Below are 16,619 nucleotides of genomic sequence, written 5' to 3' on the forward strand. Positions count from 1 at the left end.
GTGTCGCAATATTATCCTTTATCCCTTGAGAATGCCATCGTCTATGCACGTTCCATTCCTGATTTCTTTACTGCTGACGCCAATCTTAGTTGTGAAGAAATCGGTGATGGTAACTTAAATCTAGTCTTCAAAATTGAAGACCCAATCTCCGCAAAGAGTCTTATTGTTAAGCAGGCCTTGCCCTACGCCAAAGTTGTAGGTGAATCATGGCCACTAAGCCTAGATCGTGCGCGCATCGAACGTGAGGCACTGGTAATCCAGCACACCTTATGCCCCGATCTCGTACCTATCGTTTACGGTGGCAACCAAGAACTAGCGATAACAGTTATGGAGGATCTCTCCGATCACACCATCATGAGAAAAGGTCTGATTGACGGTAACACTTATCCACGATTTCCCGAACATATCGGTAGATTTATCGCCCACACCCTTTTCTACACCTCTGATCTTGGCATGAATCAGCAGCGTAAGAAGGAGCAAGCGGCCCGTTTCGTAAATCCTGATTTGTGCAAAATCACCGAGGATCTCATTTTCGAAGACCCTTATCGCGATGTGCCTAATAATGATTTTTCTGAAGATATTATTCTAGAGGTCAAACAACTATGGGAGGATACTGAACTTCACTTGGAGGTTGCACTTCTACGCGAGAAATTTCTTACGCACGGAGAAGCACTTCTTCACGGAGATTTACACACGGGGAGTATCTTTGTTACAGCGCAGTCAACCAAGGTAATTGACCCCGAGTTTGCTTTTTATGGTCCTATGGGTTTCGATCTTGGGGCAATCATAGCCAATTTACTATTGAATTTCACTGCTCAACCAGGTTGGAGTGACAATACTGAGCTTCTAGAGGAACGTAGACAATGGCTCCTTACATCCATTAAAAATGTTTGGGATCAATTCGAGAACCATTTCCGCAGGTTGTGGAACGATTATGGGATCGACCCCATCTCCAAAACACCCGGTTATCAAAATTTATATATTCAAAAAGTACTACGGGATGCTGTTGGGTTCGCTGGATGTAAAATGATTCGCCGGATCGTAGGTCTCTCGCACGTAGCCGACATTGAGACGATCCAAGATGATGAACTCCGTCACCAGGCAAAGGTCACGGCATTACAAATAGGCAAAGCGCTCCTGAAATACGGACGATCCACTTCATCCATCGATGAAATCATCGATTTAACAAAGCAAATTGTCCAAACAGAAGGAGTTAGTCTTTAAAGCTCCGTATAATACCAATTTATTCTTTTTTTTAAAATGAACTTTTGACCTATTTAATTATATTGATGCATAGAACTTTTGAACTAAATTTATAAGTCGGATATATTTTGATGAAAAATGATTGATCACAAAGGACTTTGGGACTATGATTGTACATCCAGCGGTGCTATTATTAGAAGGAGAATTCGTATTGAATAGTAAATCACCTATTCTAATAATTGTAGATTGAACTAAAGTTTATCCTGATTTATTTTTTTCTTTAGTTCCTACTTTCTACATCAGCAAATTGATTTTTTTGGGGGAAATATGGATAATCATAATCAAAACAACCATGAGGAATTGGGGTATTTGTTCAATATTGAAATTTTGGTAAAGGACAAATCCAATGCACTGGCACTGCAAGCGCTGCTACAGTTGCTAAACAACGCTGAGAATATAATTGATTACCGTATTAACTCAGGAATCGAATTAGGTTCAATCATAGAATCCCTTTTGGTCGCGAAGAAGCAAACCTTCATCTCAAACTCTTACAAACGACTAACAGCTACTGCTCAAGACAAGAAGAAAGTATCACAAGCTCCCCCTTCTCCACCAGCAAAAGAAAAAAACAAACCCACTAAACCCCTAAGCGACAACTTCGCTAGTATGGCTAACAACGGGGATTTTGGAGCTTGGATTCAAAAACATATTTCTGAGAATCGACTCATCCGTCTATCAGTTATACGTAATGGCGTGCGTACAAGTATCCCTTGCCGAATTTTGAACTTTATACCAGAAACGTATGCTATGAATGTGTACCATGTAGACGAGAAGCAAGTGTATACGTTTAACCTAAGCGAAATTATTGATTTTATTGAGACTTAACTATATTTTGTGACAGTGTAAAAAAGAGGCTGCACCCAAGTAGATATATCAATACTTGTGGGGCAACCTCTTTGTTTGAAATTTCATGTTCATCCATAAACTTTTACTTCGATTGGTTAGTCCATGCGGCCGATGCTAAGAGTAACCAGCCGACAATAAAGGATATGCCCCCGAGTGGAGTAATTGGACCTAGCCATTTCCATCCAGTAATAGCCATCAAATATAAACTTCCAGAGAACAGAACAATACCTATGACGAATAATCGATTCGCCCAAAGCCATTTACGAGACTCCCCCAGCTTCCCGGCTAACAGTGCAGTAATGAGAATCCCTAAAGCATGAATCATATGATAGTGAACTCCGGTCTCATAAGTTCCAGTCGCTTTCTCACCGATTATGGGCTCCAAAATGTGAGCACCAAAAGCGCCGAGAGCCACCGCAAGAGACATCAAAACGGCACCAATCCTTACATATTTACGCTGCATTATTTCGCCTCCTCGCCATCACTTTGCCAGAATGAGGCATAAAATGCAAACGAAAACTTGAATTTCAGCTTAGATTATGGAAAATTAAGTAGTAGTGAAACGAATGACTATGTTCCCAAAGGAGATTAAAGAATGGATCATATTAACCTAACTGAATCAAACGCTCCATATAACACAATCCAGCCAAACAATACGGTGGCAGTCCGCAAACATTCTGGTCCAGGCATCGCGTCTTTTATCATCAGTTTGCTAGCTATTATAGGTTATATCGCAGCGATTGGAATTATTGCCACGGGCGTAAATGACATTGTACTCCTATCAGGTGAAATGTCCGGAGAGGAACTAGTTCAGCAATCCGGCGTCATTGTTGGCTTCCTAATATTTGTCGTGGCTGGGGTATTGAATATGGTTTCGTTAATTTTGGGAATTGTCGGGCTCGTAATCAAAAACCGAAAAAAAGTATTTGTAATCCTCGGATTAGTACTCTCTTGCATTTCAATATTACTTATGATTATCTTATTCGTTATAGGTAGCATGATTAGCTAGTAGATCCATTCTCGGAAGTTCTACAAGAAGTATTTCCTACACAGGTATTTCGATAGTAATGTATTGATGATGTTAAACCCTCTCTCTTTTAGCTATAATAGATTTATATGAAATGAACTTAAGGAGATACTTATGTCAAAAGTCAAAGTTTTTGCGGATAGCACTTCAGATCTACCTGCAGCTTGGATTAGCCAATATCACATTGGGATCATTCCACTTTATGTTGTGTTTGATGAAGAGAGCTACAAGGATGGGACAGAAATTACACCAGCTGATCTTTATCAGCAGGTAGAGAAATCAGACAAGTTACCTAAGACAACAGCACCCTCGCCTAAAGACTTTATGGACGCTTTCGGCCCCCATATTGAACGCGGGGAGGATATCTTATATATCAGCCTATCTTCAGAGCTTTCATCCACTTATCAGAATGCTCGCATTGCCGCCGCTGAATTTCCGGAGGATCGTATACGTATTGTCGACTCCCTCAACTTATGTAGTGGAATCGGCCTTTTAGTTATGAAGGCAGTTCGAGCAGCGGAAAGTGGCAGCAGTCTGAATGAAATCGTGTCTCTAGTAGAGACCTATCGGCCACTGGTTGAAACGGAGTTTGTTATCGATACGCTGGAGTATTTATATAAGGGGGGCCGCTGCTCAGGCATGCAAAATTTCATCGGCAGTTTGCTGCAAATTCGGCCCGTACTGAAGGTTGTAGATGGAGGAATCATTCCAGCTTATAGAGTTCGTGGTAGAAAAGAAAAAGCTGTCCAACAAATGTTGGACAACACGTTAGCGAACCGAGACTTGATGGACAATGATTTGATTATCGTTGCCCATTCATTCGCGGAAGAGGAAGCCCTTCGATTGGCTGCGATCCTAAGAGAACAAACCGGAGCACGTGAAGTAGCAGTAACTGAAGCCGGTTGTGTTATCTCGAGTCATTGCGGCAAACATACGATTGGGATCATGTATACAAAAAAACCATCTGTCTCAGAAATTCTTTAATCATGTTCCTCCGCAATTAAGCGGCGATATCTTTCACCAAATTCTTGATCCATTTTTTAGAGTGAATCCGGGCTAATCCAAATCCGAAGCGAACTACTTCTTCTAACGAGAGAACCAAATAGACGAGATAGATCGGTTGCTTCCAGACAAAAGATAGCAATAGCCCGGAGGGAACTCCTATCAACCACGTAGCCGTGGATTCCATGGCAAATACGAATTTGCTGTCTCCCCCACTGTTTAGTATCCCCCCAGCCATGATCATGTTCGCTACCTTCACCCATAGGAACGCAGCAAATACCCAAACGAGGTATATCCCCAATTGATGAGCATCTTCAGAGACATTAAATGCTGACACATATAAAGGAGCTGCTAATGCAATGATTACACCTACACCCAAAGAGATCATTATTCCTAAATTAATAAATCGCTTGGCGTACTGTAGTGCCAAACTTTCCTCTCCAGCGCCCAATTTATTCCCTACCATGACTCCTCCAGCACTGGCCAAGCCTGATAACAACCCGACGCTTAACCCTTGAAGCGGAAAGGTAATCGTCATGGCAGTCATCTCAGCGGTTCCCATCCTACTATAAATAACTGCATAAACAGTTTCTCCAAGTACCCATATGAGCTCGGTCAAAATGATTGGATACGTTGTTTGAAAAAATTTGGACACCAATGGCTTGCGCGCTCCAAACAAATTTGAGAAGTCTACGGAACCCGGAAGCCGAAATTTGTATACTGCACCGATGATTACGATACATTCCACGAGCCGAGAAATTAGTGTTGCTACCGCCGAACCCTTCAATCCCCATTCTGGAAAACCAAACTTTCCATAGATCAACAGATAGTTCAATATAATATTCAGACATACCGTGAACAGACTTACAAACATCGGTAGCTTTACATGAGTCGTACTGCGAAGAATTGCTGAATACATCATCGTGAGCATGGTTGGAACATAGCTAAGTGCCATTATCTCCAGAAAAATGTATCCATCTCCGATGACACGTTCGTCAGTTGTGAACATACTTAAGCACATCTCAGGTTTGAAATACACCAGCAAAGTGAATAAGAACGACAAGATAAATCCGCAGAACAGGCCAATACCGAGGATCTGAGAAATACTCTTTCGATCTTGTTTGCCCCAGAACTGTGCCGCATAGACGGAGACACCCATCGCCAAACCCGCTAGAACAACGGAAATGATTCCGTATATTTTGGTGGACATCCCTACTGAAGCGATCGCCACATCTCCAAGTTGACCCACCATTAACTGATCCGTTAAGGCAAGTAACGCCATGATGAGGCTCTGAAGCGTTACGGGAACCGCAATTTTATATACATTTGCATAGAAATCTCTCTTGATATGATCTTGCATATCATTTCCTCCTAGTTATATAGCCTTTAGATATCGTAGTAAAGTGTAGTTATCCTGCGGTAAAACTTCTGCTACTTTGAATCTTTTAGCAAACTCTAACTCGTTGTATCCCGCACCATCTACGAGTGTAATATTAGATGCTCCTCCAATGATAATCGGCAGTTGCATCAGAATAATCTCATCTACCAAATCCTGTTTGAATACATGCCAGTTCAAGAAGCCCCCACCTTCAACCATCAAACTTGTGATGCCAAATTCAGTTTCCAACCGATAGTTTAAGAGTGAGAAATCGACTTCATCTTTACCACAGATCAAGCACTCTACATTTCGTTCACGCAACATGTTAATTTTGTATTCGTCCTGACCATTTTCCGTCGTAACGATAATGGTTCTTCCCTCATCATTTAATACATGACTATCCATTGGGATGTCCATTCTCCGGGTAGGAATAATGCGAATCGGGTTCTTATTCTCTTCGAACCGGTTAGTAAGGTAAGGATCATCAGTACTAATTGTATTCTTCCCGACCATAATTCCATCGACCTTACCACGAAATTTATGAATATATTCAATATCTTGATTATTAAATAGACTAAACAAGGGTTTGCTTGATTGTCCTGCACCTAAGGTTAATTTCCCATCGATTGAGATTTGACTGAATATACTCGTTTTCATTGTTCAACCTTCTCTCTTAAGGAATTATCTTGCTTTAATTCGTTCCAGTATGTTTGCTCCATAGTATGGAAGGCAATGCTAACTCCTTGCTGAAGTAATAGCTGAAGTCCGGCTTGAATACTCTTCCAAACGGCATTCATGTAAGGACTGATTGGAATGTAGCGGCTACCCTTCTGTAGCGATATCAGTTCCCTTCTTGTGTATGAGACCGTGTCCATAAGCTGCTCCAGAACTACAGGGTGAATAGGAATTCGCTGTACTTGAGTTCCCCATGCCCACTGACTTGCCTCACTTAACATAAATGATGTGAATGATAGAATGTCTTCCCTGAGTTCTGATTCTAGTGAATCATTGGGATACACTAATCCGATCGCAGAAGACATGGAGATCGACGTTCTGCCTTGAACAGAAGGTAGACTACCGACACCTAACTTTTGACCCAATTGACCATCCAAATAATTAAATATCCATTCCCCACACACTATGGCCCCAACTTCTCCAGCGATGAACCGCTCCAATAATTCAATTGAACCATTCATACTTTCTAAAAGCCCAGCTTCTGCTTGATCATACACAAACTGCAATGCCAGCTTCATTTCGTCATTCAAAAAATTAGGTCTTCCCTCTTTCAAAGGCCAGCCTCCAAATGCTGTAAGAAACGGAATAAACCAATAGGGCTGTTCAAAGTCACCTGCAATTGGAGTAATCCCTTTACTTATCAACTCAGTACCACTTTCCCTGATTTCCTCCCATGACGCAGGGGCTTCTGGGTAAATTTCATTATTATAATAAAGTACTAGATGGTTACCCTTGAGGACTGGAACTCCATATTGCTGTCCTTCTAACTGCATCGATACTAATGACTCTGAACCAAAAGACTCTACGAGATTGCAAATTTCGGTTGGAACAATAGAGTACCGTGATCGCATACCAAATCCAGTCATATCTGCTGGAACAAAAGCCATATGTGGGCCGTCTCCAGTACTAGCTACATCATAAAGTCTGGACTCCAATTCGCTTATGTTCATCACTTTTGGTGTAACTTGAATACCATGACTCTGAGAATATTCCCGACATAGCTGCTCCAGAACTTCAATCGATGTATCTCCTGGACCATCAAACTCGTGCCAAATAACCAATTCTCTACTCACATCAGTCTGCTCTCTCATCTCCTATGCACTCCCTACTTTCAATTGGTTAATCCTATCATGATATAGAATCATTGCTTGATTGGGTTGCATCACAAATTGTTTAAGATTCTTCTTCAAATCATCAGATCGATCTTCACTGTCAATGAGTACATCGAATCCCCCCACAACCGGAAATATACTGTCGGTATTTACTGACTGCGGCTTTTCATCATTTAAATTAAAGCACCCAATCAACAATTCATTTCCTTTAAGGTAGGCATAAATCAGCACATCATTTTGATGATCAGGTAGGAAAAAGTGGCTTGGCTGGACCAGATTAAGATGCTCTTTCTTACAGAGGTTCAACTGCTGCAGAAGTGGAATCATCGGCTTAGGGTTACTCCAATTCAATTTCAGCTTGTTAAAGAAAGCTCTTGGAATTTCTGCACCGCCTGTATTATCACCCAAGCCGCAGTTCAAAGGTTGTATTTCGTTCACTTCGATCCCTGTAGTTAGATAAGGAATGGCATTAGGTAAGAAATGATTAAAGACGCTCATCATGCGCGCTAGACTAGTTCCACCACGACTCATAATTCTTGGTGTGTCCGCTGTCTCTGAGCAAGCAAATACATGGATTTGAAGTTCTGGCAATTCCTTTACGTACATCATCAAAGTATTAATAGATATATCTGTCATTACATTCCAACCGCTGCCCAGCATAACGTTGTAACCCGTCTTTACTGCCTTATGATGATTACGATTGAATAAATCTTCACTTATGAGAATGGCTTGGGGGCGGATTTCTTTGATTTTCTTGAACATCTCTTCTAATAGCGGAACCGGTAAAACATGTCCGATATCAATTCGAAATCCATCGATTCTATACGTATCCAAATTAAAGATAATAGCTTCGATCAACTTATCCCATAATTCTTGATTCGGCTCATCCCCAGGATATAAATTACATTTGATCGTATCAAACAGTACATATGGGGGTTGTCCCTCCTGTAAATATGACCTTACTTGGGGTGAGAAATCTTTATACAATCTATAAAAAGTAATATCTGTCCAAATCGGCTGCACATCATTAATCCAATCAGAATGCGCTGGGGCTGTTGTAATCCCCATCTCTGCTTCAACTAATTGTAGAAGCTCTTCTCCTGTTTGCTCCGAACGAAGCTTAAGCCGCTGCCACAATACTGGATTTAGCTCATTGGGTGGCTGAGCAAATTTCTTCAGGAAGGAAGATGTTTCCACACTTCGATACACCGTCTCTAGCTTATCAGGTCGGCATTCCTCGAAGAATCCTAGCTCAGGAATATTCGGCGGAGCAAATCCCTCCAGCGCATCATTCCAAATCCAATACACCCAATCAGGATATTCTTTAATAAATTCACTATTGCGCGCTGTTACTCTGGGAATGAAATCGACAACCACTTTGATATCAAGGAGATGACATGCCTCTACAAGAGCGGTCAATTCATCATGAATTGTAAAACCTACCATATCGTTTAATAAAGGATCATGCAGTTGATCATCTAATTCAAAGAGGCTCTGTACCGCATATGGGGACCCGATATCCCCTTTTAAATGCAGATTGCTGTACCGAGTAACTGGAAGTAGATACAGAATATTTACACCCATTTTCTTGAGTAAGGGTAGCAAAATCATAAATCGAAGAAATGTCCCCGATTGAATCTCCCCATCATGTAGATAATCCCAAGCGGCAGAGTAGCGGACAAGCGCTGAATAAATGACACTGTCGTCCAAGTTTTTATTTTCGGTGTAATAATAATGACTAGATAGATCAAATACGTACTGAAGATGATGAAGCATAAATGGTTGGAACTGTACTTTAATTTCTCCATCCTTCGTATCAAGCACTTCCGAATAGCCACATTCATTCCATATCGATGGTATCCATACAGGTTCGTCCTCGATATGCTTGTTGTGTGCTAAGAAGTGATAGACTTGTTTCAACCGACTCTGGCTAGACATGAACAATCATCTCCCTTTAGTAATAAGCAAAATATGAGAGCATAACTGACAATTTCTATTTCTCAAATACAAACACCGTTTTCAAAGTATTCGTCTCATAGGTCTCTCCAGTTCGAAGATCATAACCCACCAATTCCTGAATGGCTGTCTCATAATCATGCAAAGAATATTTCTTCGTAACTAAAGCAGCTAATATTGAATGATCCTCGGCAAATTGTAGTGCTTCCCCAAATGTGTTTAGATACTCTCCTGCTCCTACAATTTTGATAGCCTGCTGAGTATAGTGAGTAGGTGTAATCGTATATTGATATTTTCCATTAATGCCAAACGGGATAATCCGTCCTCCACGCTCAACCCATCTCTCCGCAGTCTCCATCTGATTTCCTACAGTATCAATCACAACATCAAATTTACGATCATGAAGTAAAGGTTTCACTCTATCTTCCTGTAATTGCTCAGGTTTGCAGGCATCATCTGAAAATTGAGCTGCATACGATAAGCGATATAGATTCTTCTCTGTTGCAATAGTCACACAGCCAATATACTTACTTACCAACTGACAAAGTATCCCCATTGGCCCTGAGCCAAGAATTAATACCGTATCGTCTCTAGTCACCCCTGCTTCTCGAAAGTTATGGAGAACACAAGCTAATGGTTCCACCAAAACAGCCGCTTCCCAGCTTATAGAAGGAGAAAGTGGGTGAATAAACTGAACATCGGTTACAAAGAACGGGGCAAATGTTCCAGCATCATTTAATCCAGAAATCCTCATTCCTTGCCCGTCCAAGCCTATGCAGAGGTGCTGCTTGTCCTGCTTGCAAAAACGACATTGGTTACAACTTCGATTAGGATCAATCACGACACGGTCACCTACCTGAACCTTATCTACAGTTGTTCCAACTTCTACAACAGTTCCCACTGCTTCATGACCACGTATAACATTCTGAATTCCAGGCTCTTTGCCAGTAATCACTGCCAGATCCGTACCACAGATCCCTGTCATATGGATCTTTACCTTCACATCGGTAGGTCGTAATAGCTGAGGTTCATCTCTAAGGCATAACTCCAATTGCCCTTGCTCACTCCATACCAACGCCTCCATACTTCGTGTCTTCAGCGATAAATCATGTTCTAGCTTCATTTACTTCTCTCCTTCCCCAATCTGTTCAAACGTTTGCGCAATATATAAAAACCATATTAACACTTGAGGAATGTAGAAGTAAGGGGAATAATGTCGAATGTAAAATATTTCTGAAAATTACTGAATATGTACTGAAAATGAATTATTGAGTTGGAACTACCTCTTAAAATCAACGTTCATAACAGATTCTTCACATATCGTCCCCTTCCATGAATATACTTTATTTACATCCACTCTCACCGTTCTCTGTAATGCATATAGGGAGGTGCCCACCATGCCGTCTTCACCTGAACCATATAATTTCGTTGTCTCGAAGGAAGATTGGTCGCTGCACCGCAAAGGATATCAGGATCAGCAGCGCCATCAAGAGAAAGTGCGGGAAGTTATCAGACAGAATCTCCCGGATCTCGTCACCGAGGAAAATATCATCATGTCTGACGGGAAGAAGATCATAAAGATACCACTTCGCAATTTGGAGGAGTACCGCTTTATTCATAATTATCAGAAGCATAAGCATGTCGGACAGGGTAATGGAGACAGCCAGGTTGGCGACGTACTCGCCCAAGATAATCCCAAGGACTCAGGGAAGGGTGGTAAAGCCGGAGATCAACCCGGTCACGACTTTATGGAGGCCGAAGTCAACATTGAAGACTTGGAAGAAATGCTGTTTAACGATTTAGAGTTGCCCTTCATTCAAGAGAAGGAAAAGGATGAGCTTGAGACTGTATCTTATCGCTTTAATGACATTCGAAAAAAAGGCCTCATGTCCAACATCGACAAGAAGCGGACGATACTAGAGAATCTTCGACGTAATGCCCGCGAAGGCACTCCCGGGATCCACGGGATCTCCCCAGACGACCTACGCTACAAAACCTGGGAGGATATCATCATACCGAAATCTAACGCGGTTATCCTTGCCATGATGGATACTTCAGGATCGATGGGTGCATTCGAGAAATATTGCGCACGTAGTTTCTTCTTCTGGATGACTAGATTTTTGCGCCAGCAATATGAGAAGGTCGAGATTGTGTTTCTGGCCCATCATACGGAGGCTCGTGAAGTCAGTGAAGAAGATTTCTTCAACCGCGGGGAGAGTGGCGGAACGATCTGCTCCTCTGTATACCAGAAAGCGTTGGAAATTATCGATACACGTTACCCCCCTATCGCTTACAACATCTACCCTTTCCATTTCTCCGACGGGGATAACCTAACTTCCGACAACGAGCGCTGTATCAAATTAATCGATGAGCTATTAAAACGTTGTAATATGTTTGGTTACGGGGAAGTCAATCAATACAACCGAGGTAGTACACTCATGTCCGCTTATCGAAATATTAAGCAAGAACGATTTATATATTATGTTATCAAAGAAAAAGGTGAAGTTTATAAAGCGCTGAGGCAGTTTTTCCATAAGCGGGAAGGAGACACGGCACTGTGAAAGGTGAACTGGAGCAACTGGAATATGCCATAGCGGAAATTATGGAAATCGCCAATGGGTTTGGTCTAGATTATTACCCCATGCGATACGAGATTTGTCCGGCAGACATCATCTATACCTTTGGAGCTTATGGTATGCCAACGCGATTTAGCCATTGGAGCTTTGGAAAAACCTTTAATAAAATGAAGATGCAATACGATTTTGGGCTGAGCAAAATTTATGAACTCGTTATTAATTCCAATCCATGTTATGCCTTTCTACTGGAAGGAAACTCCTTAATCCAGAACAAGTTGATCGTCGCTCACGTATTGGCACACTGTGATTTCTTTAAGAATAATCTGCGATTCTCTGCCACCAATCGGGATATGGTCGAAAGTATGTCCGCTACGGCTGAACGGATCAGCCAATATGAGCTGCTCTATGGAGCAAACACAGTTGAAACCTTCATAGATGCCGTGCTGGCCATCCAAGAGCATGTTGATCCAAGGCTAATCAAGCCTGGGCGGCATGATAAACGGAGACAAACGGAAGAAAAACTTAATCAGGCTAAAGAAGGGGGACCACGTAAACCCCCGAATAGTGAGTATGATGACTTATGGTCCCTCGACGAGTCTAAGAACCCTTCTATCAATAAAGAGACTCAGGCAAAGCCCCCTACCTTTCCACCGGAGCCCGAGAAAGATATCGTCTGGTTCATCCAGGAATACTCGGAGATTCTGGAAGACTGGCAGCGGGATATCATGAGCATGCTTCGCGAAGAAATGCTATACTTCTGGCCACAGATGGAGACGAAGATCATGAACGAAGGCTGGGCTTCCTACTGGCATCAGCGTATCCTGCGCGAGCTAGATCTGACCAGTGAAGAAACGATAGAATTCGCCAAGCTCAATTCTTCTGTCGTTCAACCTTCTCAGCAAAGTCTTAATCCATATTATCTGGGGCTCAAAATATTTGAAGATATCGAGCGACGTTGGGATAATCCTACAGAGGAAGAAAAACGTCGTCTAGGACGTGAACCAGGACTTGGGAGAGAGAAGATATTCGAGGTACGAGAGATGGATTGTGACACCTCATTTCTGCGCAGTTACCTAACGAAGAAATTAGTTGCTGATCTCGATCTCTATGTATTTGAGAAACAGGGTCCCGAATGGAAGATCACCGATAAATCATGGGAGAATATTCGCGACCAGCTTGTTGCATCACGCGTCAACGGAGGTTCTCCTTATATCGTAGTCCAGGATGGAGACCATCTCCGAAGCGGAGAATTGGTCCTCAAACATCAATACGAAGGAATCGAGCTTGATTTAAAATACTTGGAACGCACTCTTCCTCATGTATATCGTCTCTGGGGTAAGACAGTTCATTTAGAGACGATTGTCGAAAAAAAGAAAGCACTGTTCAGTTACGATGGTGAAAAGCATTATCGCAAGATCATGTAAAGGACTTCATATTAAGATCCCGGTTTTCAAGTCTATGACTAGAGTCCGGGATCTTTACTGTTCACTACTTCCAATTCGGGACAATCTCCAGTTATAATAAACTAAGACACATTCATTAGTTTCATAATCTACAACTAACGGAGGCATATCAAATGAAACCGATTCCATTACAGAGTCGTGGCATTCAAGCAAGCCCACTCGTGCTCGGATGTATGAGACTAGGCGGAGACTGGGATAGTCAAACTCCCATTACGGAGCAGCATTACAAGGAAGGCCAAGAAGCGCTCGAAACAGCACTTGAGATTGGGATCAATATGTTTGATCATGCCGATATTTATACAAGAGGCAAAGCAGAACGTGTCTTCGGCCATGTTTTGAAAGAAAAACCTAGCTTGCGTGAGCAAATCATCCTCCAATCCAAATGCGGGATTCGCTTTGCAGACGACAACAACCCACATCAATTTGATTTTTCAGAAGGATATATCTTACGTAGTGTTGATGGTATTCTCGAACGTCTCGGTACGGAATATCTCGACATTCTACTCTTGCATCGTCCTGATCCTCTTGTTGATCCTGAAGAAGTAGCTAGCGCCTTTCAACAGCTCAAGGCATCTGGTAAAGTACGTAACTTCGGTGTATCCAACATGAGTCAGGGTCAAATTAAGCTACTACAAGCTTACTGTGATGAGCCTATCATCGCCAATCAATTAGAGATGAGTCTACTCAAGACGGGCTTCGTAGATACCGCTATATCTGTCAATCAAGAAGCCGCAAGAGACAATGTATTTCCTGAAGGCACAATGGAATATTGCCGAATGGAGAATATTCAACTTCAGTCTTGGGGTCCACTTGCCCAAGGGTTATTCTCTGGTCGCTCCCTAGAAGGACAACCTGAGCATGTCGTCAATACGGCCAAGCTTGTTGAGAAGATTGCTCAAGAGAAAGGCACGACTACCGAAGCCGTTGTACTCTCTTGGCTAATGACCCATCCAGCTGGTATTCAACCTGTTATTGGGACGATTAACCCTTCACGTATTCGTGCTTGTAAAGATGCGACTACACTACGTCTAACTCGTAGCGAATGGTATTCGCTCTATACCAGTTCCTTAGGTAGAAACTTGCCATAAGGAGTATTATTTCATACCCTATTAACAATCCAAACAGGCCCTTCCCCACGGTATCTAATCGTAAGGAAGGACCTGTTTTTAATTCCATTATAGGATTGATGTCAATTAACGGTTCAACAAGCTACCCACATACCGTAATAACTCATTTGCACACACAGGGCAATAACCATGTTCATCCATAAGACGTTTACTGACCTCATTAATGCGTTTTAACTGATTCTCATCCGGTGTTTTGGTTGAGGTTGTGATTTTGACAATATCCTTCAGATCAGCGAATAACTTCTTCTCGATCGCTTCTCGCAACCGATCATGATGATCGTACTGAAACTTACGACCTTTCCGTGAATAAGCGGATATACGAATCAGAATCTCTTCACGGAACGCCTTCTTTGCATTCTCCGATACGCCAATCTGCTCTTCGATGGATCTCATAAGGCGTTCATCTGGATCTAGTTCCTCATCACTAAGCGGATCGCGAATCTTAGTCCAATTGCAGAATGCTTCAATATTATCAAGATAGTTCTCAAATAACGTTCTTGCTGATTCTTCAAAAGAGTAAACAAACGCCTTTTGTACTTCCTTCTTCGCTAGATCATCGTATTCCTTACGGGCAATACTGATAAAGTTTAGATAACGTTCCCGCTCTTCCTTCGTAATCGAAGCGTGTTGATCTAGACCGTCCTTAATCGCCCGAAGAATATCGAGCCCCCCCATGCATTTAAGATCCTGCTTAATTAACGCACTAGATATCCGGTTAATGACATAACGAGGATCAACACCCGACATACCTTCATCCAAATACTCATTCTGTAATTCCTTCAAATCTGCATCCTTGTAACCTTCGACTTCCTCACCATCATATAACCGCATCTTCTTAACCAAATCCATTCCCTGCTTCTTCGTTTCCTTAAGCCGAGTCAAGATCGAGAAGATAGCTGCAGCACGTAACGCATGTGGAGCGATGTGGATATGGTCCATGTCACTTTGGCCGATCAGTTTAGCGTAAATTTTTTCTTCTTCGGATACTTTAAGATTATATGGAATGGGCATAACGATCATCCGGGATTGCAAAGCTTCATTCTTCTTGTTCGCGATAAAGGATTTGTATTCCGATTCATTCGTGTGAGCTATGATCAATTCGTCCGCACTAATTAAGGCAAATCTGCCTGCTTTAAAATTCCCCTCCTGCGTCAAAGATAGCAGGTTCCACAGAAATTTCTCATCGCATTTCAGCATCTCCTGAAACTCCATAAGCCCACGGTTTGCTTTGTTTAGCTCCCCATCAAAACGATAGGCCCTAGGATCGGATTCTGAGCCGAATTCTGTGATCGTAGAGAAATCGATACTTCCTGTCAGATCAGCGATATCTTGCGACTTGGGATCTGAAGGACTAAAAGTCCCGATACCTACACGGCTAACTTCGGATAACAGCACTCTTTCTACCATGACATTCTCGATATTCCCATCATGTTCATTTTTCAATCTCATTTGGCATACAGGACATAAATTACCTTCAATTCGCACACCTAGAGATGCTTCTACTTCAGGACGAAGCTCATGTGGAACTAGATGAAGTGGATCCTCATGCATGGGGCAATTGGCAATCGCATACACGGCACCTTTTTCCGTTCGGGAGAACTTTTCCAGACCTCGCTTAAGTAATGTAACCAAAGTCGACTTACCGCCACTTACAGGTCCCATCAACAACAAAATTCGTTTGCGTACATCTAATCGCCGAGCAGCCGAATGGAAATATTCCTCGACTAACTTTTCAATCGCCCGATCCAGACCAAATATTTCTTGCTCAAAAAATTTATACCTCTTCCGGCCATTCACTTCCTCGACGCCATAAGACTCGATCATTTCGTACACCCGGGCATGGGCAGTCATAGCCGGTGAAGGGTCTTTGGTCAACAAGTTAAGGTAATCCTTGAAAGTGCCGTTCCACACCAATGAATCGCTTTCCGCCCGATAAGCCGCTATACGATCAAAAATGTCCATATTAGGTACCTCCTTTACTCCTGCTTGGATAAGCATATCGCGGCTCCCCGAATGATGAGATCCGTGCTAAACTGATGGAGCTTAAATTGAAGTGAAAAGTGTATTACATAACTATGCGGCTTGACGAGAGAAGTTGACCATTTTTTCAGATCCTTAGGTTGTCTCATTGGAT

Annotated in this window: 14 protein-coding genes; 7 read left to right on the forward strand and 7 right to left on the reverse strand. The window is 42.2% G+C overall.

Annotated elements, in window-relative coordinates; translation table 11 throughout:
- Positions 1-1,224, forward strand: a complete 1,224-nt coding sequence (gene mtnK, locus EJP82_RS12275; RefSeq protein ID WP_127192359.1) for an S-methyl-5-thioribose kinase — start codon at positions 1-3, stop codon at positions 1,222-1,224.
- 306 nt (positions 1,225-1,530) lie between these two features.
- Complete coding sequence (locus EJP82_RS12280) at positions 1,531-2,088, forward strand: hypothetical protein (RefSeq protein WP_127192360.1); 558 nt, start codon at positions 1,531-1,533, stop codon at positions 2,086-2,088.
- Between the two features lie 103 nt (positions 2,089-2,191).
- Here EJP82_RS12280 and EJP82_RS12285 read toward each other — a convergent pair whose 3' ends face one another.
- Positions 2,192-2,572, reverse strand: a complete 381-nt coding sequence (locus EJP82_RS12285) for a DUF423 domain-containing protein (RefSeq protein WP_127192361.1) — start codon at positions 2,570-2,572, stop codon at positions 2,192-2,194.
- A 132-nt stretch (positions 2,573-2,704) separates the two neighbouring features.
- Between EJP82_RS12285 and EJP82_RS12290 the strand changes: the two genes are divergently transcribed.
- On the forward strand, positions 2,705-3,118 hold the full coding sequence (locus EJP82_RS12290; RefSeq protein WP_127192362.1) for a hypothetical protein: 414 nt from the start codon (positions 2,705-2,707) through the stop codon (positions 3,116-3,118).
- A gap of 132 nt (positions 3,119-3,250) precedes the next feature.
- Positions 3,251-4,120: a DegV family protein gene (locus tag EJP82_RS12295; RefSeq protein ID WP_127192363.1), complete on the forward strand. Its 870-nt coding sequence runs from the start codon at positions 3,251-3,253 to the stop codon at positions 4,118-4,120.
- Between the two features lie 16 nt (positions 4,121-4,136).
- Here the strand turns inward: EJP82_RS12295 and EJP82_RS12300 are convergent, their stop codons facing one another.
- Genes EJP82_RS12300 through EJP82_RS12320 form a run of 5 tightly spaced genes read right to left on the reverse strand, consistent with a single transcriptional unit; the run spans position 4,137 to position 10,442 of the window.
- Entirely contained in the window at positions 4,137-5,498 is a 1,362-nt protein-coding gene (locus tag EJP82_RS12300) for an MATE family efflux transporter (protein ID WP_127192364.1), read from the reverse strand.
- Between the two features lie 15 nt (positions 5,499-5,513).
- Positions 5,514-6,173, reverse strand: coding sequence for a dihydrofolate reductase family protein (locus EJP82_RS12305; protein WP_127192365.1), 660 nt, complete (start codon positions 6,171-6,173; stop codon positions 5,514-5,516).
- Positions 6,170-7,342: a sugar ABC transporter substrate-binding protein gene (locus EJP82_RS12310; protein WP_127192366.1), complete on the reverse strand. Its 1,173-nt coding sequence runs from the start codon at positions 7,340-7,342 to the stop codon at positions 6,170-6,172. The genes EJP82_RS12305 and EJP82_RS12310 overlap by 4 nt, the downstream gene beginning before the upstream one ends.
- Positions 7,343-7,345: 3 nt before the next feature.
- Complete coding sequence (locus EJP82_RS12315; protein ID WP_127192367.1) at positions 7,346-9,301, reverse strand: alpha-amylase family protein; 1,956 nt, start codon at positions 9,299-9,301, stop codon at positions 7,346-7,348.
- A gap of 55 nt (positions 9,302-9,356) precedes the next feature.
- Complete coding sequence (locus EJP82_RS12320; RefSeq protein WP_246054076.1) at positions 9,357-10,442, reverse strand: zinc-dependent alcohol dehydrogenase; 1,086 nt, start codon at positions 10,440-10,442, stop codon at positions 9,357-9,359.
- Positions 10,443-10,716: 274 nt separating this feature from the next.
- Here EJP82_RS12320 and yhbH point away from each other — a divergent pair, with 274 nt between their 5' ends.
- From yhbH to EJP82_RS12335, 3 genes are all read left to right on the forward strand, one after another.
- A complete protein-coding gene (gene yhbH / locus EJP82_RS12325; protein WP_127192368.1) occupies positions 10,717-11,880 on the forward strand; it encodes a sporulation protein YhbH in 1,164 nt (387 codons plus the stop codon).
- Positions 11,877-13,319, forward strand: a complete 1,443-nt coding sequence (locus tag EJP82_RS12330; RefSeq protein ID WP_127192369.1) for a SpoVR family protein — start codon at positions 11,877-11,879, stop codon at positions 13,317-13,319. The genes yhbH and EJP82_RS12330 overlap by 4 nt, the downstream gene beginning before the upstream one ends.
- Positions 13,320-13,471: 152 nt before the next feature.
- Positions 13,472-14,446, forward strand: a complete 975-nt coding sequence (locus EJP82_RS12335) for an aldo/keto reductase (protein WP_127192370.1) — start codon at positions 13,472-13,474, stop codon at positions 14,444-14,446.
- Positions 14,447-14,551: 105 nt separating this feature from the next.
- On the opposite strand, the gene EJP82_RS12340 is transcribed toward EJP82_RS12335, so the two are convergent.
- The gene (locus EJP82_RS12340; protein ID WP_127192371.1) at positions 14,552-16,447 is read right to left on the reverse strand and encodes a PrkA family serine protein kinase; all 1,896 of its coding nucleotides are present in this window, start codon (positions 16,445-16,447) and stop codon (positions 14,552-14,554) included.
- Positions 16,448-16,619 lie beyond the last annotated feature (172 nt).

It is taken from the genome of Paenibacillus anaericanus (assembly GCF_003994475.1).
Classification (GTDB): Bacteria; Bacillota; Bacilli; order Paenibacillales; family Paenibacillaceae; genus Fontibacillus; species Fontibacillus anaericanus.